The following is a 23,761-nucleotide window of genomic DNA, read 5'->3' as shown; positions in this document are numbered from 1 at the left end:
GCCCCGCCCGCGCCGGAAGGCCGGGTCCTGGCGCACGGCGTCCGGGAGGTCCGTCACCTCCGGCAGACCCAGCTCCTCGCCCTGGTAGAGGTACGCCGACCCGGGCAGGGCCAGCATCAGCAGCGCCGCCGCCCGGGCCCGGGCGAGGCCGCGCGGGCCTCCGCCGTACCGGGTGCGGTGGCGGACCACGTCGTGGTTGGACAGCACCCAGGTGGTCGGCGCCCCGACCGACGCCGTGGCGGCCAGCGACTCGTCGATGACGGTCCGCATCGCCGCCGCGTCCCACGGGCACGTCAGGAACCGGAAGTTGAAGGCCTGGTGCAGCTCGTCGGGCCGGACGTACAGCGCGAGCCGCTCCGAGCTCGGGGCCCAGGCCTCGGCGACGCCGATGCGCGGGCGCGGCGTGCCGTCCGGGCCCGGCACGGCCGAGTAGTCGTCGAGCAGCCGGCGCCAGGCGCGGTGGATCTCGTGCACCCCGTCCTGGTCGAAGAAGGGCAGCGGCTCGGTGCCGATCAGCGTGGCCTGGGCGCCGCGCCCGATGTCCGGCAGGCCGGCGGCCTTGACCATGCCGTGGGCGACGTCGACGCGGAAGCCGTCCACGCCGAGGTCCAGCCAGAACCGCAGCACGGAGGCGAACTCCTCGTGGACCTCGGCGTTCTCCCAGTTCAGGTCGGGCTGCTCGGGGGCGAACAGGTGCAGGTACCAGGCGCCGTCGGGGACCCGGGTCCAGGCCGGGCCGCCGAAGACGGACTCCCAGTCGTTGGGCGGCAGCTCCCCGGTGGCGCCCCGGCCGGGCCGGAAGACGTAGCGGTCCCGCCGCGCCGGGTCGGCCAGCGCCCGCAGGAACCACGGGTGCCGGTCCGAGGTGTGGTTGGGGACCACGTCGATGATCACCTTCAGGCCCAGCCCGTGGGCGGCGCGCACCAGGTCGTCGGCGTCGGACAGGTCGCCGAAGACCGGGTCCACGGCCCGGTAGTCCGCGACGTCGTAGCCGCCGTCGGCCTGCGGGGAGACGTAGAAGGGGGTCAGCCAGACCGCGTCCACCCCCAGCCGGGCCAGGTGCGGCAGGCGCTCGCGGACCCCGCGCAGGTCGCCGACCCCGTCGCCGTCGCTGTCGGCGAAGGAGCGGACGTAGACCTGGTAGATGACGGCATCGCGCCACCACGCGGCACCGCTTGCGGTCGCGTTGCTGGAAGCGCTTGCAAGGCGGGGGGCGGTCAGCTCATGGGTCATACCGGGGTCAACGCCGCCACCGGACCCTCGGTTGCGGGCCTTGTCACCCGAAGACCGTTCGAACAACAGCAAGCGGCGGCAACCGTACGGACACATGGATGTAACGATCCCCGTCCCTTGCAGAAAATTGCCGCAAGGCCTTTCGGATGGCTTTCAGCCTTGTTACGTTCTCGGCAACTCGGGACCGCGAGGGCGCGGCCGGGATCATCGAAGGAGTTCAGATGCGGCGTGGCATAGCGGCCACCGCGCTGGTCGCGGCCCTGGCGCTCGCGGCGACGGCGTGCGGTGGCGACAAGAACGACGGCGGCAGCACGGACGCCGGCGGCGAGCTCTCCGGCACGGTCACCTGGTGGGACACCTCCAACGACACGGAGAAGGCGACCTTCCAGAAGATCGCCGAGTCGTTCACGGCCAAGCACCCCAAGGTCACCGTCAAGTACGTCAACGTCCCCTACGGCGACGCCCAGAACAAGGTCAAGAACGCCTTCAGCAGCGGCGCCGACGCCCCTGACGTGATCCGCGCCGACGTCGGCTGGGTCGCCGACTTCGCCTCGCTCGGCTACCTGGACAAGGTGCCGGACGCGACCGCGAAGAAGGTCGACGCCGAGTTCCTGCCGGCGGCGGCCGCGAGCGGCAAGTACGAGAACCAGATGTACGCCGTTCCGCAGGTCATCGACACCCTCGGCCTCTTCTACAACAAGAAGATGCTCGCCGACGCCGGTGTCCAGCCCCCCACCACCCTGGAGGAGCTGAAGACCGCCAGCGCCAAGATCAAGGAGAAGACCGGCAAGACCGGCCTGTACCTGCGCGGCGACGACTCCTACTGGTTCCTGCCGCTGATCTACGGCGAGGGCGGCGACCTGGTCGACGCCAAGAACAAGACCGTCACGGTCGACGGCCCCGCCGGCGTGAAGGCCTTCAAGGCCGCCCGCGACCTGGTCGCCTCCGGCGCCGCCGTCACCAACTCCACCGACGGCTACCAGAACATGCAGACCGCCTTCAAGACCGGCCAGGTCGCCATGATGATCAACGGCCCCTGGGCGATCAAGGACACCTACGCCGGCGAGCAGTTCACCGACAAGGCCAACCTGGGCGTCGCCCCGGTCCCGGCCGGCTCCGCCAAGGCGGGCGGCCCGCAGGGCGGCCACGACCTCGCCGTCTACGCCGGGTCCAAGAACCGCGCCGCCGCGCACGCCTTCGTCGAGTACCTGAGCTCGCAGGACGTCCAGACCCAGGTCACCAAGGAGCTCAGCCTGCTCCCGACCCGGACCGCCGCCTACGAGCAGCCCGACGTCAAGGCCAACCAGATGGTGCAGTTCTTCAAGCCGGCCGTCGACAAGGCCGTCGAGCGCGCCTGGATCCCGGAGAACGGCTCCCTCTTCGACCCGCTGAAGGTCGAGTACACCAAGGCGGTCACCGGCGCGGCGACCCCCGAGGACGCCGCCAAGTCCGCCGGCGCCGAGTTCCGCAAGATCCTCAAGGGCTGGAAGTAATCACACCCATGGCTGTCCACACCAGCCGGACGGCGGCCCAGGCCGCGGGCGACGGGACCGACGTCGCCCGCGGCCGCGGCCGCGGCGGCCTCAAGCGCGCGCTCGCCACCCACTGGTACGCCTGGGCGATGGTCGCGCCCGTCGTGCTCGTCCTCGGCGTGATCATCGGGTGGCCGCTGGTCCGCGGCGTCTACCTGTCGCTGACCGACGCCAACGAGCGCAACGTCGCCCGCACGATCGGTGCCAACACCATCGAGGCGTCGTACTCCTTCGTGGGGCTGGACAACTACACGGCCGTGCTGTCGGACCCCGTGTTCTGGCAGCGGCTGGTGTGGACGGTGCTCTGGACCGTCGTGTGCGTGTCCGTCACCTTCACCCTCGGACTCGCCCTGGCGAACATGCTCAACCGGAACTTCCGGGGCCGCGCCTTCTACCGGATGGCGCTGATCCTGCCCTGGGCCGTGCCCGGCTTCGTGTCCGTCTTCGCCTGGCGGTTCCTGTTCAACCGGGACAACGGCATCCTCAACAAGGTCCTCGAAGGCGGCGGCATCGGGGCGATCCCGTGGCTCGACGACCCGACCTGGGCCAAGCTCTCCGTCATCACCGTCAACGTGTGGCTGGGCGTCCCGTTCATGATGGTCGCCCTGCTCGGCGGCCTGCAGTCCATCCCCGGCGAGCTCTACGAGGCCGCCGAGATGGACGGCGCCAGCGCCTGGCAGCGCTTCCGGCACATCACCCTGCCCGGGCTGCGCGCGGTGAGCATGACCGTGATCCTGCTCTCCACCATCTGGACCTTCAACATGTTCCCGGTGATCTTCCTGCTCACCCGGGGCGGCCCGGGGGACTCCACCGAGATCCTGGTGACCCAGGCCTTCCGTGAGGCCTTCGTCTCCAGCCCGCGCGACTTCGCCGGCTCCGCGACCTGGGGCGTGCTGATCCTCGCCCTGCTGATGATCTTCGCGCTGGTGTACCGGCGTTCGCTGCGCAAGCAGGGAGAAGTGTGGTGACCATGACCGCAACGACGTCCGCGCCGTCCGCACGCAAGCGGGGCGAGCGCTCGCCGCTGGCCTCCGTCGCCCTGCACGCGACGCTGATCGCGGCCTCCGTGATCGCCGTCTTCCCCGTGCTGTGGGTGCTGCTGACCTCCCTCAAGCCGGCGAAGGACGCGATCAGCACCGACTTCGTCAAGGACCCGACCCTGGAGAACTACCGCTACCTGGTGGAGTCGACCTCCTTCTTCACCTGGTTCGGCAACTCCGTCCTCGTCGCCGGTGTCACCACCGTCCTCGGCGTGTTCATCGCGGCCACCACCGGCTACGCCGTCAGCCGGTTCAAGTTCCCCGGCATGCGGCCGCTGATGTGGACCCTGCTGGTGACCCAGATGTTCCCGATGGCCATCCTGATCGTCCCGCTGTACAACCTGATGGGCCAGCTCGGGCTGCTCAACCAGCCGCTCGGCCTGATCATCACGTACCTCACCATCGCGGTGCCGTTCTGCGCCTGGATGATGAAGGGCTTCTTCGACACCATCCCGGTCGAGATCGACGAGTCCGGGCGGGTGGACGGGCTCAACCCCTTCGGCACCTTCTGGCGGCTGATCCTGCCGCTGGCCCGGCCGGGCCTGGCGGTCACCGCGTTCTACTCGTTCATCACCGCGTGGGGCGAGGTCGCCTACGCCTCCGCCTTCATGGTCGGCGACGACAACCTCACCCTGGCCGGCGGCCTGCAGACCTTCGTCACCCAGTACACCGCCAACTGGGGCCCGATGACGGCCGCCTCGGTCCTCATCGCGATCCCCGCGGCGATCTTCTTCGTCTTCGCCCAGCGCCATCTCGTCGCCGGGATGACGGCGGGTGCCACCAAGGGCTGACCACCCGCGGTGCCCCCCGCAGTGCCGACGTACGAACCGGCCCGATCTCTACCAAGGACGACATGACCCAGCACCTCACCGACAGCCTCCAGACCCCGACCGGGACCCAGCCGGGGGGCTGGTGGAGAGACGCGGTGATCTACCAGGTCTATCCGCGCAGCTTCGCCGACTCCAACGGCGACGGCATGGGCGATCTCGAAGGCATCCGGAGCCGACTGCCCTACCTCAAGGAACTGGGCGTCGACGCCGTCTGGCTGAGCCCGTTCTACGCCTCCCCGCAGGCCGACGCGGGCTACGACGTGGCCGACTACCGGGCCATCGACCCCATGTTCGGCACCCTGCACGACGCCGACGCCGTCATCCGCGAGGCCCACCGCCTGGGCCTGCGCATCATCGTGGACCTCGTCCCCAACCACTGCTCCGACCAGCACGAATGGTTCAAGCAGGCGCTGCGCGAGGGCCCGGGCACGCCGCTGCGCGAGCGGTTCCACTTCCGGCCGGGCCGGGGCGCGGACGGGGAGCTCCCGCCCAACGACTGGGAGTCGATCTTCGGCGGGCCCGCGTGGACCCGGGTCGCCGACGGCGAGTGGTACCTGCACCTCTTCGCCCCCGAGCAGCCCGACTTCAACTGGGAACACCCCGCCGTCCAGGACGAGTTCCGCTCGATCCTGCGGTTCTGGCTGGACCTGGGCACCGACGGCTTCCGCATCGACGTCGCCCACGGCCTGGTCAAGGCGCCGGGGCTGCCCGACCTCGGCCGCGACGAGCAGCTGAAGCTGCTGGGCAACCAGGTGCTGCCGTTCTTCGACCAGGACGGCGTCCACGAGATCTACCGCTCCTGGCGCAAGATCCTCGACGAGTACGACGGCGACCGCATCGGCGTCGCCGAGGCCTGGACGCCGAGCGCCGACCGGACCGCGCTGTACCTGCGGCCGGACGAGCTGCACCAGGCCTTCAACTTCCACTACCTCGGCACCGGTTGGGACGCCGCCGCGCTGCGCGCCGCGATCGACGACTCGCTCGACGCGATGCGGCCGGTGGGCGCCCCCACGACCTGGGTGCTGTCCAACCACGACGTGGTCCGCCACCGCACGCGCTTCGGGGGCGACCTCGGGCGGGCGCGGGCCGCGGCCCTGCTGATGCTGGCGCTGCCCGGCTCGGCGTACGTCTACCAGGGCGAGGAGCTCGGCCTGCCCGAGGTCGTCGACCTGCCCGACGAGGTGCGCCAGGACCCGTCGTTCTTCAAGGAGAACGGCCAGGACGGCCTGCGCGACGGCTGCCGGGTGCCGATCCCGTGGTCCGGCACCGAGGCGCCGTACGGCTTCGGGCCCGGCGGCAGCTGGCTGCCGCAGCCGGAGGCCTGGGCGGAGCTGAGCGTCGAGGCGCAGACCGGGCGCGAGGGCTCCACCCTGGAGCTCTACCGCGAGGCGCTGCGGATACGCCGGGAGCACCCGGCGCTCGGCGCCGGTGACGCCGTGGAGTGGCTCGCCGCGCCCGAGGGCGTGCTGGCCTTCCGCCGGGGCGACTTCGTCTGCACGGCCAACACCACCACCGAGCCGGTGGCGTTCGCCGCCCCGGGCGTGCCGCTGCTGGCCTCCGGCGAGCAGGCCGAGCCGGGGGTGCTGCCGGGCGACACCACGGTGTGGTGGCAGGTGACGTCGGGGTGACCTCCCCTCTCCGGCTGACGGACATCGCCGCGCAGGCCCAGGTCAGCGAGGCGACGGTCAGCCGTGTGCTCAACGGCAAGGCGGGCGTGGCGGCCGGGACCCGGCACAAGGTGCTGGCCGCCATGGACCTGCTGGGCTACGAGCGGCCGGTGCGGTTGCGGCGGCGCAGCAACGGCCTGGTCGGGCTGCTGATCCCGGAGCTCACCAACCCGATCTTCCCGGCGTTCGCGCAGGTCATCGAGCAGGCCCTGGCGGGGCACGGGTACACGCCGGTGCTGTGCACGCAGACGCCCGGCGGGGCCACGGAGGACGAGCTCGTCGAGCAGCTGGAGGAGCGCGGCGTCACCGGGATCGTCTTCCTGAGCGGGCTGCACGCGGACGGGGCCGCTGATCCGGCCCGGTACCAGCGGCTGGCCGCGCGCGGGGTGCCGTTCGTGATGATCAACGGCTTCAACGAGCACGTGAACGCGCCGTTCGTGTCGCCCGACGACCGGGCCGCCGCCCGGATGGCGGTCCGCCACCTCGCCGACCTCGGCCACGAGCGGATCGGGCTGGCCATCGGGCCGACCCGGTACGTGCCGTCGGCGCGGAAGGCGGAAGGGTTCAAGGCGGCGCTGGCCGAGCTCGGGCGGGCGGTCGACGACGCGGACGTGCAGTCGACGCTGTTCACCGTCGAGGGCGGCCACGCCGCGGGCGGCGCGCTGCTGGACCGCGGCTGCACCGGCGTCGTGTGCGGCAGCGACCCGATGGCGCTGGGGGTGATACGGGCGGTGCGCGAGCGCGGCCTGCGGGTGCCCGAGGACGTCTCGGTCGTCGGCTTCGACGACTCCCCGCTGATCCCGTTCACCGATCCGCCGCTGACCACGGTCCGCCAGCCGGTCCGCGCCATGGCCACGGCGGCGGTCGGAGCGTTGCTGGAGGCGGTCGGGGGGACGCCGGTCCAGCGCACGGAGTTCGTCTTCCAGCCGGAGCTGGTGGTCCGAGGCTCGACCTCGCACCCTCCGGCCCTCTGACTCGGGGACCCCCCGAGACCCCGCCCGGCGCCGGGACCCGTCCTCACGGGTCCCGGCGCCGTCCTGTCCGGCCGACCCGTTCGGCCGTCCTGTCCGGCCGACCCGTTCGGCCCATGACCCATTACCCGGCGGGGCCGGCGGCGTTGGGGACGGCGTGACCCACTGCACCGTCCGCCGCGCCACGGCGGGAGCGGCCCTGGCCGTCGTCCTCGCCCTCGTCTGCGCCCCCGCGTCCCAGGCCGCCCCGGCCCACCACGGCACCGGCACCACGGCCGGTCCCCTCAGCCTCGACAACATCCTGTCGCTGCGCTTCCTCACCCCGACGGTCCGGGACGCCAAGCGCCAGGTCGGCGGCCTCGTCTTCGGCATGTCCCCGGCCCCGAGGGACGCCACGGCCCTGGGCGGCCTGCTCAGGTGACCACCCGCCGCACCCCCGGCGGCAGCACCTTTCGGCCGAAGCCGAAAGGATCGCGGGGGCGGGGGCGGCGTTCGAGGATCGGGGGGCGGGGCCGGCCGGGTCCCGTGTCCTACCTGGAGGGGAACGTCATGCTCACGAAACTGCGTCGGGTCGCCGCCGGGGCGCTGGCCGTCACCGCTCTCGCCGCGGGCGGGGTGCTGGCCGGTGCCGGCTCCGCGTCCGCCGCGCACTCCTACGGCGACCGGCTCTACCGGGGGGAGAGCCTGTCGCCCGGCGAGTCCATCTCCCGCATGGACTGGAACCCGTACATCAACGGGTACATCCAGTACAAGCTGGTCATGCAGACCGACGGGAACCTGGTGCAGTACAAGACCGACGCCAGGTACGGCTTCACCAAGGTGTGCTGGGCGTCCGGCACCAACAACGGGGCCCGGAACTACGCCATCTACCAGGGCGACGGGAACTTCGTCGTCTACACGCCCTGGAACCAGGCCCTCTGGGCGAGCAACACCATGGGGCTCGCCGGTGAGACCGTCGACATCAATCGGAGCGGGGTCACCTACGTCGGGCACACGCCCATCTCCGGTGCCTGCTGACCCCGTCCGAGCCCTACGGCCCCCGCTCCGCGCCAGGAGCGGGGGCCGTTCCGTGTCCGCTTCCGGCTCGGAAACAATTCTGCAATCTCTTGCGCAAGGTCTTGCAACACTTCGGGGTCGCCCCTACGGTCGCCACCATCCCCACCTCTCCGCCAGGAGGAGCCCCATGCGACCCATCCGCATCCCCCGTCGCGCCGCCAGAGCCATGGTCGCGGCCACGGCGTTCGTCTCGGCCACCGTCGGCGTCACCGCGACGGCCACCGGCCCCGCCCTCGCCGTGCCGCCGGGCGAGAAGGACGTCACCGCCGTGCTGTTCGAGTGGCGGTTCGACTCCGTCGCCAAGGCCTGCACCGACACCCTCGGACCCGCCGGGTACGGGTACGTCCAGGTGTCGCCGCCGCAGGAGCACATCCAGGGACCGCAGTGGTGGACCTCGTACCAGCCCGTCAGCTACAAGATCGCCGGACGGCTCGGTGACCGGGCCGCCTTCAAGGCCATGGTGGACGCCTGCCACGCCGCCGGGGTCAAGGTCGTGGCGGACTCGGTCGTCAACCACATGGCCGCCGGGGACGGCGTCGGCACCGGCGGGTCGGCGTACACCAAGTACGGCTATCCCGGCATCTACTCCGGTGCCGACATGGACGACTGCCGGGCCACCATCAGCAACTACCGGGACCGCACCGACGTGCAGGCGTGCGAGCTCGTGCAGCTCGCCGACCTCGACACCGGTGAGGAGTACGTGCGGGGGCGGATCGCCGGGTACCTCAACGACCTGCTGTCGCTGGGCGTCGACGGGTTCCGGATCGACGCCGCCAAGCACATGCCGGCCGCCGACCTCGCGAACATCAAGTCCCGCCTGACCAAGCCGGACGTCTACTGGAAGCAGGAGGCCATCCACGGCGCCGGGGAGGCCGTGGACCCCGCCGAGTACCTCGGCAACGGCGACGTGCAGGAGTTCCGGTACGCCCGGGACCTCAAGCGGGTCTTCCAGAACGAGAACCTCGCCTACCTGAAGAACTTCGGCGAGGGATGGGGCTACATGCCGTCCGCGAAGGCCGGCGTCTTCGTCGACAACCACGACACCGAGCGGGTCGGCGACACCCTCTCCTACAAGGACGGCTCCGCCTACACCCTCGCCGGCGTGTTCATGCTGGCCTGGCCCTACGGCTCCCCGGACGTGCACTCGGGCTACGAGTGGACCGACAAGGACGCCGGGCCGCCGCTCGGCGGCGCCGTCAACGCCTGCTACAGCGACGGCTGGAAGTGCCAGCACGCCTGGCGCGAGATCTCCTCGATGGTCGCCTTCCGGAACGTGGCCCGCGGTCAGGGCGTCACGAACTGGTGGGACGACGGCGCCGACCGGATCGCCTTCGGCCGCGGCGACAAGGCGTACGTCGTGATCAACCACGAGGGCGCGCCCCTCACCCGCACCTTCCAGTCCGCCCTCGCCGCCGGTGACTACTGCGACGTGCAGAGCGGGCGGTCGGTGACCGTGAACGGCTCCGGCCAGTTCACCGCGACCGTCCCCGCCGGGACCGCCCTCGCCCTCCACGTGGGCGCCCGTACCTGCGGCCCCGCCGCGCCCGCCGCCGGGGCGTCCTTCGCCGTCCAGGCCACCACCGTCCCCGGCCAGAACATCCACGTCACCGGCGACCACGCCGCGCTCGGCGGCTGGAACACCGGTGCCGCCCTCAAGCTCGACCCGGCCGCCTACCCGGTGTGGAAGCTCGACGTCGCCCTCCCGGCCGGCACCACCTTCGCGTACAAGTACGTCCGCAAGGACGGCGCCGGCAACGTCACCTGGGAGAGCGGGGCCAACCGCACCGCCACCGTCCCCGCGAGCGGCAAGGTCACCCTGAACGACACCTGGCGCCCCTGACCCGCCACCCCCGCCCGCCGCCCCGTCCCAGCCGAGGAGTCCTGCCGTGATACCCCCAGCCCTGCGCACCGCCGCGGGGACCGTCGCCGCCGCCCTGGCGGTCGCGCTCCTGCCCGCGCTTCCGGCGGCCGCCGCGCCGCCCCCCGCGCCGCCGTCGGACGCCGCGCTCGCGGCGCAGCCCGCGCGCCACGACCTGACCCGGGAGCAGTTCTACTTCGTGCTGCCCGACCGGTTCGCCAACGGCGACCCGGCCAACGACCGCGGCGGCCTGACCGGCACCCGGCTGCAGACCGGCCTGGACCCCGCCGACAAGGGCTTCTACCAGGGCGGCGACCTCAAGGGACTCACCGACCGGCTCGACTACGTCAAGGGGCTGGGCACCACGGCGATCTGGCTGGCCCCGATCTTCAAGAACCAGCCCGTCCAGGGCACCGGGGACCAGGCCTCCGCCGGCTACCACGGCTACTGGATCACCGACTTCACCCAGGTCGACCCGCACTTCGGCACCAACGACGACCTGACCCGGCTGATCGACACGGCCCACGCCAAGGGCATGAAGGTCTTCTTCGACGTCATCACCAATCACACCGCCGACGTCGTCCAGTACCGCGAGCAGTCCTCCTCCTACCTGTCCCAGGGCGCCTTCCCGTACCTGACCAAGGACGGCGTGCCCTTCGACGACTCCGACCACGCCGACGGCGAGCGGCCCTTCCCGCCCGTCGACCAGGACGCCTTCCCGCGCACCCCCGTCGTCCCCGAGGCCAAGAAGAACCTCAAGGTCCCCGCCTGGCTCAACGACCCGGCGATGTACCACAACCGCGGCGACTCCACCTTCGCCGGCGAGTCCTCCGAGCAGGGCGACTTCGCCGGCCTGGACGACCTGTGGACCGAGCGCCCCGAGGTCGTCAGCGGGATGCGCAAGATCTACGAGAAGTGGGTCCACGACTTCCGTATCGACGGCTTCCGGATCGACACCGTCAAGCACGTGAACATGGAGTTCTGGACCCAGTGGGCCACCGCCCTCGACCGCTACGCCGCCCGGCAGGGCCGGCCCGACTTCTTCATGTTCGGTGAGGTCTACTCGGCCGACCCCGCCACCACCTCCCCGTACGTCACCCGGGGACGGCTCGACGCCACCCTCGACTTCCCCTTCCAGGAAGCCGTACGGGCCTACGCCTCGCAGGGCGGCGGGGCCGCACGGCTGGCCGCGACGCTCGGACAGGACTACCGGTACAGCAGCGACCGGGCCAACGCCTACGAGCAGGTGACCTTCCTCGGCAACCACGACATGGGCCGCTTCGGCAGCTTCCTGCGCCAGGACCGCCCCGGCGCGCCGGAGCAGGAACTGCTCGCCCGCTACCGGCTCGCCAACGAGCTGATGTTCCTCTCGCGCGGCAACCCGGTCGTCTACTACGGCGACGAGCAGGGCTTCACCGGCGCCGGCGGCGACAAGGACGCCCGGCAGTCCCTGTTCGCCTCCCGCACCCCCGACTACCTCGACGACGACCAGCTCGGCACCGACCGCACCCACGCCGTGGACGCCTACGACAGCCGGCACCCGCTGTACCGGCAGATCGCCGACCTCAGCGGCCTCACCCGCGCCCACCCGGCCCTGCGCGACGGCGTCCAGAGCGAACGCCTCGCCGAGGGCTCCGTCTACGCCTTCACCCGCACCGACGCCCCCACCCGCAAGGACGGCCGCGCCCGCACCGAGTACCTCGTCGCCGTGAACAACGCCGCCGAGCCGGTGACCGTCGAGGTGCCCGTCGACAGCGCCACCACCACCGAGTTCCGCGCCCTGTACGGGGGTTCGGGCGCGGTCCGGGTCACCGCCACCGGCAAGGTCCGCGTCACCGTGCCCGCGCTCGGCTCCACGGTGCTGCGCGCGGCCGCGCCGCTGCCCGCGCCCGCCACCCGCCCGGCCCTGACCCTCAAGGCCCCGGCCGCCGGCGCCGCCGGCACGGTCGAGCTGTCCGCCGAGATCACCGGGGGCGGCACCAACCGGGTCGTCTTCGCCGCCCAGGAGGGCAACGGCCGCTGGCAGGTCCTCGGCTCCGCCGACCACGCCCCGTACAAGGTCACCCAGCACCTGAGCGCCGCGGCCGGGACGCCGCTGCGCTACAAGGCCGTCGTGGTGGACCGGGCCGGGCGGACCGCCTCCGCCGTCGCCGCCTCCACGGCCGGGCAGCTCCCGCCCGTCGAGGCGCCCACCGCCACCCAGCGCGACTACGCCGTGGTCCACTACCACCGCCCCGACGGCGACTACACCGGCTGGCGGCTCTACGCCTGGGGCGACCTGGCCGACGGCGAGGCGACGCCCTGGCCCGCCGGCCACGACTTCGTCGGCCGCGACGCCTACGGTGCCTTCGCCTACGTCCGCCTCAAGCCCGGGGCCGCCTCCGTCGGCTACCTCGTCATCGACAAGGACGGCAACAAGGACGTCGCCGCGGACCGCACCCTCGACGTGACCCGCACCGGCGAGATCTGGCTGGAACAGGGCCAGGAGGCCGTCCGCACCGAACGCCCGGCCCACCCGCCGCAGGACACCGCCAAGGCCGTCCTGCACCACCGGCGCGCCGACGGCGCCTACGACGGCTGGGGACTGCACGTGTGGACCGGGGCCGCGCAGCCCACCGACTGGTCCAAGCCGCTGCCGCCGGCCCGCTTCGACGCCTACGGCGCCGTCTACGAGGTCCCCCTCGCCCCCGGCGCCACCTCGCTCAGCTACATCCTGCACAAGGGCGACGAGAAGGACCTGCCCGCCGACCAGTCCCTCGACCTGCGGGCCGCCGGACACGAGGTCTGGCTGCTCGCCGGCCAGGACAAGCCCCTGCTGCCGCAGCCCACCGGCTCCGCCGCCGCCCTCGACCTCGCCAAGTCCCAGGCGGTCTGGCTCGACCGCGACACCGTCGCCTGGAACGCCCCCGAGGCCGCCGCCTCCGTGCAGCTGCTGGCGTCCCGGGCCGGCGCCGTCACCGTCCGGGACGGCCGGCTGGTCGAGGGCGGGGCCCAGTGGCTCCGGCTGACCCCCACCCGGCTCACCGACGCCCAGCGCCAGAAGTTCCCGCACCTGGCCGGTCAGCGGGCCTTCACCGTCGACCCGCGCGACCGCGACCGGGTCCGCGAGGCCCTGCGCGGCCAGCTCGTCGCCAGCGCCCGTACCGCCACCGGCGCCGTCCTGGCCGCCACCGGGGTCCAGCTGGCGGGCGTCCTGGACGACCTGTACGCCACCCAGGCCCCGCTCGGCCCGGTCTTCTCCCGCGACAAGGTCACCCTCTCCGTGTGGGCCCCGACCGCCCAGCAGGTCGCCCTCGAACTCGACGGCCGGACCCTGCCCATGCGCCGCGACGACGCCACCGGCGTCTGGTCGGCCACCGGCGGCCGGTCCTGGGCCGGCAAGCCGTACCGGTTCGCCGTCACCGTCTGGGCGCCCACCGTCCGGCAGGTCGTCACCAACCTCGTCACCGACCCCTACTCCACCGCCCTGACCACCGACTCCCGGCGCAGCCTCGCCGTGGACCTGGCCGCACCCGCCCTCCAGCCGCCCGGCTGGCGCGAGCTGAAGAAGCCCGCGGCGGTGCCGTTCACCTCCGCCCAGATCCAGGAGCTGCACATCCGCGACTTCTCCGTCGCCGACCCCACCAGCCGCCACCCCGGCCAGTACCTGGCCTTCACCGACACCGACTCCGCCGGCATGAAGCACCTGCGGGCGCTGGCCGCGAGCGGCACCTCGTACGTCCACCTGCTGCCCGCCTTCGACTTCGGCACCGTCCCGGAGAACCCGGCGGACCGCACCGCACCGGCCTGCGACCTGAAGGTCTACGCCCCCGACTCCGAGCAGCAGCAGGCCTGCGTCGCGGCCGCAGCCGCCAAGGACGGGTTCAACTGGGGCTACGACCCGCTGCACTACACCGTGCCCGAGGGCTCGTACGCCAGCGACCCCGACGGCACCGCCCGCACGGTCGAGTTCCGCAGGATGGTGCAGGCCCTCGGCGGTGCCGGACTGCGCACCGTCATGGACGTCGTCTACAACCACACCGTGGCCGCCGGCCAGTCCGAGCAGTCCGTCCTCGACCGGATCGTGCCCGGCTACTACCAGCGGCTGCTGCCCGACGGCACCGTCGCCACCTCCACCTGCTGCGCCAACACCGCCCCCGAGAACGCCATGATGGGCCGCCTCGTCGTCGACTCCGTCGTCACCTGGGCCAAGCAGTACAAGGTCGACGGATTCCGCTTCGACCTCATGGGCCACCACCCCAAGGCCAACATCCTGGCCGTCCGCCAGGCCCTCGACGCGCTCACCCCGGAGAAGGACGGCGTCGACGGCAAGCAGATCGTGCTGTACGGCGAGGGCTGGAACTTCGGGGAGGTCGCCGACGACGCCCGCTTCGTCCAGGCCACCCAGAAGAACCTGGCCGGCACCGGCATCGCCACCTTCTCCGACCGCGCCCGCGACGCCGTCCGCGGCGGCGGCCCCTTCGACGAGGACCCGCGCGTCCAGGGCTTCGCCTCCGGCCTGTACACCGCGCCCAACGCGTCCCCGGCGGGCGGCAGCCCCGAGCAGCAGAAGGCCCGCCTGCTGCACGCCCAGGACCTGATCAAGGTGGGCCTGACCGGCAATCTGGCCGGCTACCGCTTCACCGACAGCGGCGGCCGCACCGTCACGGGCGCACAGGTCGACTACAACGGACAGCCCGCCGGGTACGCGGCCGCCCCCGGTGACGCCCTGGCCTACGTCGACGCCCACGACAACGAGTCCCTCTACGACGCCCTGACCTACAAGCTGCCCGCCGGCACCACCGAGGCCGACAAGGCGCGCATGCAGGTCCTCGCCCTGGCCACCGCGACCCTCTCCCAGGGCCCGGCGCTCTCCCAGGCCGGCACCGACCTGCTCCGCTCCAAGTCCCTGGACCGCAACTCCTACGACAGCGGCGACTGGTTCAACGCCGTCCACTGGGACTGCCGCGCCGGGAACGGCTTCGGCCGGGGCCTGCCGCCGGCCGCCGACAACCGCGCCAAGTGGCCGTACGCCAAGCCGCTGCTCACCGGGCCGGTGCCCGGGTGCGCCGAGATCGAGGCGGCCTCGGCCGCCTACCGCGACCTGCTGCGCATCCGCACCACCGAACCGGGCTTCGCCCTGACCACGGCGGCGGACGTCCAGAACCGGCTGGCCTTCCCGCTGTCGGGCCCCGGCGAGACCCCGGGCGTGATCACGATGACCCTGGACGACCTGGTGATCGTCTTCAACGCCACGCCCACCGAGCAGTCCCCGCGGCTGGCCGCGCTCGCCGGCCAGGGCTACCGGCTGCACCCGGTGCAGGCCACCGGATCCGATCCGGTGGCCCGGCGGGCGGCCTACGACCGGGCGACCGGCACCTTCAGCGTCCCGGCCCGCACGGTGGGGGTGTTCACCCGACGCTGACGCCGAGCGGCTTCTCCAGCAGCACCACCCCGTAGATCCGTCCGTCCACCCCCTGCTTGTGGGGGAACTCCCCGGCCACCCGGTAGCCCGCGTCCTGGTAGTACGCGAGCAGCCGGGGGTTGGCGCTGACGCAGTCCAGCCGCGCCCGTTCGCGGCCGGTCGCGGCGATCCGCCGCTCGGCATGGTCGAGCAGCCGCCGCCCGGTCCCGGCGGGCGCGGCGCCGCGTTCGACCATCAGCCGGTGCACGTAGCCGGCCACCGGCGGCTGCACGCCCCAGGCCTCCTCGTCGGACCACCACAGCTCGTAGGCCCCGCACAGCCGGCCGTCGGCGTCCGTGGCCAGCCACACCTCGCCGTCCCGCATCCGGGCCCGGAAGTGCGCGGCGTCCTTGTCCCCGGGCTTCCACTGCTCGATGCCGCGCGCGAGTATCCAACGGGCGGTGCGGTCGTAGAGCTCGGCCAGGGCCCCGGCGTCCTGGTCCTCGGCCGGCCGGAACACGATGTCGTCGTCAATGATCACGAAGACATTGTCGTCGCACGGCCCCGCCGCCCGAGGGGGTGCGGACCGGCCGCGGACCGGCCGCGGACCGGCTACGGGCGGGCGGACTACGACGCCCCCGGTGCGAGGGCCGCCAGCCGGGCCACCAGTTCGCCGAACGGCCCGTCGGCGGGCTCGCCGGCCAGGATCCGCACCAGGACGCCGGCCATCTCGGCGTCGTACGCGGCGCTCACCGCAGCCAGCGCCGCGAAGTCGTGCACCAGCTGCAACTCCAGCTCCGCCCGCGGGATCCGGCGGCCCTCCAGCCACAGCAGGGCCGTCGACTCCGCCAGCGACACCCAGGAGCGCACCACCAGCTCCAGCCGGGCCGGCGGCGGCTCCTCGACGTCCAGGTGCGCGAGGATCTGCCGGTACGCGGCGTGCCGCACCTCGTCGATCATGGCGTTGGTCCGGCTGGACCCGTGCGCCGGGCCGCCCCGCATCAACGCGGAGAAGCCGGGTCCGTGCTCGTCGACGAACGTGAAGAACCGGCCCATCACCCGCAACAGCCGCGCCCCGAGCGGACCTTCCCGCGGCTCCACGAACAACTGGGCCAGCTCGTCGGCGGCCCGCCGCAGCGCGGCCTCGTACAGGCTGAGCTTGCCCGGGAAGTAGTGGTAGACCAGCGGCCGGGATATCCCGGCCGCCGCCGCGATCTCGTCGATCGACACGTCGTCGGGCGACCGCTGGCTGAACAGCTCCAGCGCCACGCCGATCAGCTGCTGGCGCCGCTCTTCGACACCCATCCTGCGTCGCACCCCGGTCGTCATGCCCGACACCCTACTGGTGCCGTCCATCGGCCCCGACCGGCCCCGACCGGCCCCGGGCGCCCCCCTACAGGTCCAGGACCAGGTGCTCGCCCCTGGCCCGGGACACGCACAGGAGCATCGAGTCCGCGCGCTCCGCGTCCGTCAGCAGGGTGTCGCGGTGGTCCACCTCGCCGGCCAGCACCCGCTGCCGGCAGGTGCCGCAGAAGCCCTGCTCGCACGAGTACGGCGTGTACGGCAGCTCCTTGCGGACCGCCGCCAGCGTCGTGCCGTCCGCCGGGACCGTGAGGGTCGTACCGGTGCGCCCGAGCGTGACCGTGAACGCGTGGTCCTCGGCCCGCGCCCCGGCCGCCGCGAACCGCTCCACGCGCACGGCAGCGGGGTCCGGGGCGGCTTCGGTGACCGCCGCCGTCAGCGGTTCCGGGCCGCAGCAGTAGACCAGGGTGCCCGGGCGGGCGGCGGCGGGGGCGAGCGCCGCGGCCAGGTCCGGCAGCCCGGCCTCGTCCTGCGGGACGACCGTCACCCGGTCGCCGTACGCCGCCAGTTCCGGGAGGAAGGGCATCGAGGCCCGCGAACGGCCCCCGTACAGCAGGGTCCAGTCGGCCCCGGCGCCCGTGGCCGCGCGCAGCATCGGCAGCACCGGCGTGATGCCGATCCCGCCCGCCACGAAGACGTACGCGGGGGCCGGCAGCAGCTCGAAGCGGTTGCGCGGGGGCCGCAGCCGCAGCTCCATGCCCTCGGTGACCCGCTCGTGCAGTTCGCGCGAGCCGCCGCGGCCGTCCTCGACCAGCCGCGCGGCGATGGTGTACGTGCCCGCCCGGGCGGGGTCGCCGCACAGCGAGTACTGCCGAATCAGCCCGGAGGGCAGGACGACGTCGACGTGCGCCCCCGGGGTCCACGGCGGCAGGTCCCCGGCCTCCAGGGTGAGCTGCACGACGCCTTCGGCGGGTTCGGTCCGGGAGACCACCAGCGCCCGCAGGGTCCGGCGGGGGGAGTGGCCCGAGACCGGTGTCTCCAGGGCGGGCAGCGGCCACAGCGGAGAGGTGCGGATCCGGCGGCGCACGGCCCGCTTGGCCAGCCAGGCCGCGCCGGCGACCGCCGTGACGGTGACGGCCCTCCTCATCGCCGGACCCCTCCGTTCGCACCGGGGGAGGTGGCCAGGTAGGCCGCCGCCTGCTCGGTCGAGCCCTCCTGCGAGGGGTGGTAGCGGCGCGAGAGGTAGGTGGGGATGGACTTCAGCATCGCCGGGGTCGAGGGCAGGACGCCCTGCCGCCCGGCCCGGACGAACTGCCCGACGCTGGCCCGGCCGTCGGCCAGCGTGGGGTCGTTCTCCATGAAGAACCGCGCGCCCCGCTGCCACAGGAACACCAGCGCGGCGAAGGCGGTGGCCCAGGTGCGGACCCGGCGCCGGTAGCTGCCGTCCACGTGCTGGAAGAGGTCGAAGGCCACCGAGCGGTGCTCGACCTCCTCCGCGCCGTGCCAGCGCAGCAGGTCCAGCATCATCGGGTCGGCGCCCCGGCGGTCGAGCTCCTCGGCGTTCAGGACCCAGTCGCCGAGGAAGGCCGTGTAGTGCTCGATCGCCGCGATCAGCGCGACCCGCTCCTTCAGCCACCACACCCGGGCCCGCCCCGGCGGCAGGGTCCGGTCGCCCAGCAGCTTCTCGAACAGCCAGTCCACCTGGGCGGTGTACGGCGTGGGGTCCAGGCCGAGCCGCTTCAGGTGCGGCAGGACCTCGTCGTGGGCGGCGGCGTGCATGGCCTCCTGGCCGATGAACCCGATCACGTCCTCGCGCAGCCGTTCGTCCCGGACGTACGGCAGCACCTGCTTGTACACGTGGACGAACCACCGCTCGCCCGCGGGCAGCAGCAGGTGCAGCACGTTGATGGTGTGCGTGGCGAACGGGTCGCCGGGCAGCCAGTGCAGCGGGGTGTCCTCCCAGCCGAAGGACACGTTGCGGGCCTGAAGCGCGGTGTGCTCCGACGCCACGGGGGCGGGGGCGGGCGGCTTATTAGACATGGCGTCAATGTACTGAGGGGTACCGGTCAGGGAAACCCCCGTGCAGCGGCCGGTCCACGGGTCCGCCGCTACACCGAGTACGCCGGTCCGCCGCTACGCCGGTCCGCCGCTACGCCGGTCCGCTGCTACGCCGGTCACGCCCTTCGGCCTGTCCGCCCTTCGGCCTGTCCGCCCTTCGGCCTGTCCGCCCTTCGGTCTGTCCGCCCGTCCGCGCGGCTCAGCGCAGCACGCCCGCCTTGGTCCCGTCCGGCAAGGTCCCCGACAGCTCCACCTGCGCACCCGCCGGCGCCTTCACCGCCAGCTTGTGGCCCGTGGCCGAGCCGGTCGCCCCGCCGGTCACCGCCAGCGAGGCGAACTGCGGGCTGGCGCCGGCCAGGACGTACCACTGACCGGCCCGCGACTTCCACAGCACGCCCGCCAGCACCCGCGCCTCCCGCGGCCCGCAGGCCGGCGAGCCCTCCGCGCCCGCCGCCTGCGCCGCCACCGCCGCGCCCGGCGCGAGGAACTGCGCCTGCACCCGCTCCGCGGTGCCGCGCCAGGTCTCCGCCCGCGCGCACAGCCAGGACGCCGTGCCGTTGTTCTCCGGCAGCGACTGCTTGGCGTACGCCCAGAGGTTGACCTCGCGCACCCCGTGCGAGCGGGCCGAGGACAGCAGGCAGGCGCTCTTCGACCAGTCGCCCAGCGCCGGTTCGCCCTCCGCGCCCGGGGCGCCCGAGGTCAGCCGGGCCGGGGTCAGCTCGCCCAGGTCCGTCACCAGGTGGGTGCCGGCGGCCGAGCTCAGCGCGAGCGCGTTCCAGCTCGTGCAGCCGCCGCTGGGGGCCGGGCTCTGCACCGGCGGGGTCACCCCGTCCGGGGTCGGGCGCAGCGCGACCGGAGTGTCCGCGGGCGCCAGCAGGTCCCGTACGGCCACGCCCGTCACCCACGGCGCGGTCAGGTAGCGCACGTTGCCGTCCACCCGGCTCAGCACCAGGGCGGCGGCGGTCTGCGCCGAGGCCCCGTCGGTCCGGGCCAGGTCGAGCGCCGCGCCCTGGGTGCCCGAGGCCGGCTCGGCGTAGCGCACCACGCGCAGGCCGTCGTGGAACAGCACCACCACCGCCTGGTCCACCCGGCCCGCGTACAGCAGTTGGGCCGGTCCCATGGGCGGGCCGGCCGGGGTGCCGGGCGTGGCCGAGACGGCGACGGAGGCGCCGGGCCGGGCCCAGACCGCCAACGCCCGCCGCAGCAGCGCGGTGTCCCCGGTCCGGTCGCCCCGGGCGGGCCAGACGGAGAAGTCGGTGCGGGACGACGTGCGCCAGTCGGCGGCGGCGACGCGGGTCAGCCTGCCGGGGTCCAGGGCCTGCTCGGCCGCGGCGTTGCGGGCGTAGGGCGGGGCTGCCGCGCCGTCCGAGCCCCAGCCGCCGCCCGGCAGCGCGAACAGCGCCCCGCACACCGCCAGTGCGGCCCCGGCGGCGAGGGCGGCCTTGAGGTACCGGCGGCGGCGCAGCAGGTCGGTGGGCCGGGCCTGCAGGACGCACGGGTCGAACTCGGGGGAGGTGAACAGCGCGTCGTCGGCCGGGGCCGGGCCCGCGGCCGCCGCGACGGCCGCCGCCGGGTCGGCGACGCCGGCCTCGGCCAGCACCTTGAGCACCTCCGGCTCGGGCAGCCGCTCCAGGGCGCGCAGTACGCAGGCCGCCCGGGCGGGGCCGTCGAGGGTGGCCAGCCACTGGTCCAGGGCCAGTTCCTCGGCCCCGCCGGCCCGCGGGAACAACCGCAGGCCCCACACCTGCGGCAGCCCCGGGGGCAGTTGGGCGCGCCGGGGCAGGGCCCGGAAGGTCAGCGGGAGCCCGGCCTCCAGGGCGGAGCGCAGCACCCGCAGCCGTACGTACGCGTACCCGGGGTCGGCGCCGGCCTCGCGCGGGGCCGGGACCCGTCCCCGCCGCCCCGACCGGCCGCCCTGCGGGGCGGACTCCCGGCCGCGCGGCAGGGCGCGCTGGGCCAGGGAGTGCGCGGTGAGCACCCGGCGGGTGCGGCCGAGGGCGGGCGGCAGCACCAGGTAGGCGATCCGCACCAGCCGGGGGTAGTGCTCGACGATGGCGGCCTCGGCCGTTTCGACGTCGAGCGGGCGGATGGCGGTGTCCGGAGCAGTCACGTTCAGCTGAACGAGCGAATCGCCGACGGGTCACCGGCCCGGACTCACCCGTTCGGGCGAATCGGAGCCTCCGGGGGCGGGCCGGGCCCGGCACGGCTCAGGTCCCGGCAGGCCCGGGGCGGGCGCGGTTCAGGCGCGGTTCAGGCGCGGGTCAGGCCCAGGGCAGGCCCGGGGGCAGGCGCGGGTCAGGCCCAGGGCAGGCCCGGGTCAGGCGATCAGCCGGGTGCGCAGGGCCTCGACCACCTCGTCCGGCACCCCCAGGCCCTCGCGTACGTACTTCTCCATCGAGCCGTAGCCCACGCTCACCTCGTCCAGGGCCGCCTGGAGGTACGCCGGGACCACGCCGATCAGCGCGAGCGCGATCTCCGGGTCGCCGCCGGACGCCGTGAAGCCCTCGATCAGCGGGGCGAAGGCCTGCCGGACCGCAGGATTCACCGAGAGGTACTCGGCCATGAGGGTCTCCTCGTCGGCACCGAGCAGCGCGAGGACCACGGTCGCGGCCCAGCCGGTGCGGTCCTTGCCGGCCGTGCAGTGGAAGAGCAGCGGCCCGGCGGCGGGGTCGGCGAGCTCGGTGAGCAGCATGCGGTACGCGGCGCGGCCGGAGCCGGAGCTGACGAAGGAACGATACGTCTGGGCGAAGAGCGCCTGCGCCCGCCCGCCGCCGAGGTGCTTCTCCGCCACCGCCGGGTCCGAGAGCAGGTCCTTCAGCTGCGCCGCCGCCGGCATCTCCCCCGAGAGCACCCGGTCCGCCAGGACGTCCCCGACCAGCATCCGGGCCCCGGCCGGGACCCGGTCCGGGTGGGCGGCGCGCTCGGCCTCGGTGCGGAAGTCGACGATCGTGCGCAGTCCCAGCGCGGCCACCACCGGGTCGGCCTCCACGTCCAGCCGGTCCAGCTGGCCCGAGCGCAGGGCCAGGCCGGGGCGCACCGTACGGCCGCCGGCGAGGGGAGTACCGCCGAGGTCGCGGAGGTTGGCGACGGTGGTGGAGGGGGTGGCGGTGGCGGTCATCGTGGCGGCTCCAGCGGTGTACGGAGGGGTCGGCCCGGTGTGCGGTCCGACCTGTCACGTATGTGACGTGTTATGTGATTTTCCGATGCTCTGGACAGGAAAGGTAATCGACCGCCATCGAGAGCCCGACACCGAGGCCCAGTGCCACCAGGTGTCCGGCGTCCGTGAACGTCCGTCCGCGCCGCAGCACCGGCCGTACCGCGAGCGCCAGCAGCCCGGCCCGGGCCGTCGTCCGCACCGGACCGCGCGGCAGCGCCGAGGTCAGGGCGCCCAGCACCGCGTTGAACCCGTAGCTGGTGCCGACGTCCAGCGCCCGCCGGGTGACGGCGTCCGGCCGCCGCGCGCGCAGGCCCCCGTACACCAGCAGCGTCGCGGTGGTGTGCCCGAGCAGGAACACCCCGGCGGTCCACCAGGCGCCGTAGGCGTACTCGGCGTAGCCCAGCACGGCGAGCAGTAGCAGGGCGTAGGCCAGCGGCATCGGTTCCTCGACCACGAGGGCGCTGCTCAGCAGGGTCTCCCAGCGGCCGGCGGCGAGGTTGTCGACGTTCGTCGAGCACGCCCGCAGCACCCGCTCGCGCTCGGCGGCCTCGATCCGGTCCAGGGCGTAGGCGCCGAGCTGCACCCCGCCGGCGTAGACGGGAGCCAGGAACAAGGGCTTCATGCCGGTCATGATCGGCCATCGGGTTCGAGCACGCTCCGAGGGGGTCCTCTTGGGGGCGCGCCGGTGGGGTGCGAGCATGGCCGGGACATGACCGACACCCGTGCGCCGCTGCGCTGTACCCGGGCCGCGATGTTCGCGGCCGTGTGTACGGCATGGGGTGGTCTGGGGCATTTGTTCATGTCTGGGCGGGACATTCCGCTCGGCGGACTGCTCGGTGCCTTCGCGGTGACCGCCGTGCTGGCCTGGTTCGGCACCGGCCGCCGGCGCGGGCCCCTCTCCATCTCGGCCGCGCTGCTCGGCGTCCAGGCCGTCCTGCACCTGGTCTTCGCCGGGAGCCAGGGCCGGCCGGCGGCGGGCCACGGGGCTCCGCCGGCCGCGGTCGGCGGGGCGCCGGCGACGTCGGCCGTGCACCACCCTCCGCACACGGCCCACGCACCCGGCGGGATGCCGGGCACGGGGGGCCTGGCGGACCTGGCGGACCTGGCGGACATGACCGGGGCGGCCGGGGCGGCCGGGGGCCTCGACCAGGCCATGGCGGACCAGCTGGCCCATCCGGCCGGGCACGGCGGCCTCGGCATGATCGCCGCGCACGTGCTCGCCGGTCTGTTCTGCGCCCTCTGGCTCGCCCGGGGCGAGCAGGCCGTCTTCCGGCTGGCCCGGGCGCTGCGCGCACTCGCCGTACGGCTCGTCGGACGGATCCGCCCGCAGCCGGCGGCCGCCGTCCCGGACGGCGCGCCGCGGGTCCGGCCCCGGCGCCACGAGCCGCCGCGCAGGCTGCGCGGGGCGGTGCACGCCCACGCCGTCCTCCGCCGCGGCCCACCGCCCGGGCCCTTCCCCAGCGTCCCGGCCCCTGGCCGTCTTGCCTGCGCCTGACCGGCGGGAGGTGCGACGCGGTCGCGCGCTGTGCGGTGGCGTGGCGTGGCGTGGCGGGTACTGCGTACCCGTGTGCCGTGTGCCGTGTGCCGTGTGCCGTGCCGTGTGCTGCGGGCGTGGTCCGCGTATCGCGTGCGGCGTGCCGCACCGCGTGCCGCACCGCGTGCCGCACCGCGTGC

The 23,761-nt window shown here is 73.8% G+C and carries 18 protein-coding genes; 10 read left to right on the top strand and 8 right to left on the bottom strand.

The window, feature by feature from the left end; all coding sequences use genetic code 11:
* Positions 1 to 1,233, bottom strand: a 1,233-nt coding sequence (locus tag LG632_RS16125) for an alpha-amylase family glycosyl hydrolase (protein WP_226727977.1), incomplete at its 3' end; no start/stop codon positions are given.
* 221 nt (positions 1,234 to 1,454) lie between these two features.
* On the opposite strand from LG632_RS16125, the gene LG632_RS16120 reads away from it, so the two are divergent.
* The 9 genes from LG632_RS16120 to pulA all read left to right on the top strand — a co-directional run bounded on the left by LG632_RS16120 (position 1,455) and on the right by pulA (position 15,591).
* Positions 1,455 to 2,726: an extracellular solute-binding protein gene (locus LG632_RS16120; RefSeq protein WP_226727974.1), complete on the top strand. Its 1,272-nt coding sequence runs from the start codon at positions 1,455 to 1,457 to the stop codon at positions 2,724 to 2,726.
* A gap of 8 nt (positions 2,727 to 2,734) precedes the next feature.
* Complete coding sequence (locus LG632_RS16115; protein ID WP_226727972.1) at positions 2,735 to 3,733, top strand: carbohydrate ABC transporter permease; 999 nt, start codon at positions 2,735 to 2,737, stop codon at positions 3,731 to 3,733.
* 2 nt (positions 3,734 to 3,735) lie between these two features.
* Positions 3,736 to 4,596, top strand: coding sequence for a sugar ABC transporter permease (locus LG632_RS16110; protein WP_226727970.1), 861 nt, complete (start codon positions 3,736 to 3,738; stop codon positions 4,594 to 4,596).
* A gap of 62 nt (positions 4,597 to 4,658) precedes the next feature.
* Positions 4,659 to 6,263 (top strand): glycoside hydrolase family 13 protein, encoded by a 1,605-nt coding sequence (locus tag LG632_RS16105; protein ID WP_226727969.1) that lies wholly within the window; start codon positions 4,659 to 4,661, stop codon positions 6,261 to 6,263.
* Complete coding sequence (locus tag LG632_RS16100; RefSeq protein ID WP_226727967.1) at positions 6,260 to 7,276, top strand: LacI family DNA-binding transcriptional regulator; 1,017 nt, start codon at positions 6,260 to 6,262, stop codon at positions 7,274 to 7,276. The genes LG632_RS16105 and LG632_RS16100 overlap by 4 nt, the downstream gene beginning before the upstream one ends.
* Positions 7,277 to 7,430: 154 nt before the next feature.
* Positions 7,431 to 7,694: a hypothetical protein gene (locus LG632_RS16095; protein WP_226727965.1), complete on the top strand. Its 264-nt coding sequence runs from the start codon at positions 7,431 to 7,433 to the stop codon at positions 7,692 to 7,694.
* Positions 7,695 to 7,822: 128 nt separating this feature from the next.
* Entirely contained in the window at positions 7,823 to 8,290 is a 468-nt protein-coding gene (locus LG632_RS16090) for a hypothetical protein (protein WP_226727963.1), read from the top strand.
* A gap of 166 nt (positions 8,291 to 8,456) precedes the next feature.
* Complete coding sequence (locus LG632_RS16085) at positions 8,457 to 10,169, top strand: carbohydrate-binding module family 20 domain-containing protein (RefSeq protein WP_226727961.1); 1,713 nt, start codon at positions 8,457 to 8,459, stop codon at positions 10,167 to 10,169.
* Between the two features lie 49 nt (positions 10,170 to 10,218).
* Positions 10,219 to 15,591, top strand: coding sequence for a pullulanase-type alpha-1,6-glucosidase (gene pulA / locus LG632_RS16080; RefSeq protein WP_226727980.1), 5,373 nt, complete (start codon positions 10,219 to 10,221; stop codon positions 15,589 to 15,591).
* Here the strand turns inward: pulA and LG632_RS16075 are convergent.
* The 7 genes from LG632_RS16075 to LG632_RS16045 form a co-directional block, all read right to left on the bottom strand.
* On the bottom strand, positions 15,578 to 16,111 hold the full coding sequence (locus tag LG632_RS16075; protein ID WP_226727958.1) for a GNAT family N-acetyltransferase: 534 nt from the start codon (positions 16,109 to 16,111) through the stop codon (positions 15,578 to 15,580). The genes pulA and LG632_RS16075 overlap by 14 nt on opposite strands.
* A gap of 86 nt (positions 16,112 to 16,197) precedes the next feature.
* Entirely contained in the window at positions 16,198 to 16,899 is a 702-nt protein-coding gene (locus LG632_RS16070; protein WP_226727955.1) for a TetR/AcrR family transcriptional regulator, read from the bottom strand.
* Positions 16,900 to 16,963: 64 nt separating this feature from the next.
* Positions 16,964 to 18,019, bottom strand: a complete 1,056-nt coding sequence (locus LG632_RS16065) for a PDR/VanB family oxidoreductase (RefSeq protein ID WP_226727952.1) — start codon at positions 18,017 to 18,019, stop codon at positions 16,964 to 16,966.
* Complete coding sequence (locus tag LG632_RS16060) at positions 18,016 to 18,912, bottom strand: metal-dependent hydrolase (protein WP_226727949.1); 897 nt, start codon at positions 18,910 to 18,912, stop codon at positions 18,016 to 18,018. The genes LG632_RS16065 and LG632_RS16060 overlap by 4 nt, the downstream gene beginning before the upstream one ends.
* A 217-nt stretch (positions 18,913 to 19,129) precedes the next feature.
* Positions 19,130 to 21,040: a hypothetical protein gene (locus LG632_RS16055; protein WP_226727947.1), complete on the bottom strand. Its 1,911-nt coding sequence runs from the start codon at positions 21,038 to 21,040 to the stop codon at positions 19,130 to 19,132.
* A gap of 207 nt (positions 21,041 to 21,247) precedes the next feature.
* The gene (locus tag LG632_RS16050; RefSeq protein WP_226727945.1) at positions 21,248 to 22,048 is read right to left on the bottom strand and encodes a tyrosine-protein phosphatase; all 801 of its coding nucleotides are present in this window, start codon (positions 22,046 to 22,048) and stop codon (positions 21,248 to 21,250) included.
* 70 nt (positions 22,049 to 22,118) lie between these two features.
* Positions 22,119 to 22,709 (bottom strand): rhomboid-like protein, encoded by a 591-nt coding sequence (locus LG632_RS16045; RefSeq protein ID WP_226727942.1) that lies wholly within the window; start codon positions 22,707 to 22,709, stop codon positions 22,119 to 22,121.
* A gap of 87 nt (positions 22,710 to 22,796) precedes the next feature.
* Between LG632_RS16045 and LG632_RS16040 the strand changes: the two genes are divergently transcribed.
* Complete coding sequence (locus LG632_RS16040; protein WP_226727940.1) at positions 22,797 to 23,582, top strand: hypothetical protein; 786 nt, start codon at positions 22,797 to 22,799, stop codon at positions 23,580 to 23,582.
* Positions 23,583 to 23,761 lie beyond the last annotated feature (179 nt).

Origin of the sequence: Streptomyces antimicrobicus, assembly GCF_020532625.1 — a bacterium.
In the GTDB taxonomy this organism is placed as follows: Bacteria; Actinomycetota; Actinomycetes; order Streptomycetales; family Streptomycetaceae; genus Streptomyces; species Streptomyces antimicrobicus.
This window is presented reverse-complemented; position numbering and strand designations above follow the sequence as displayed.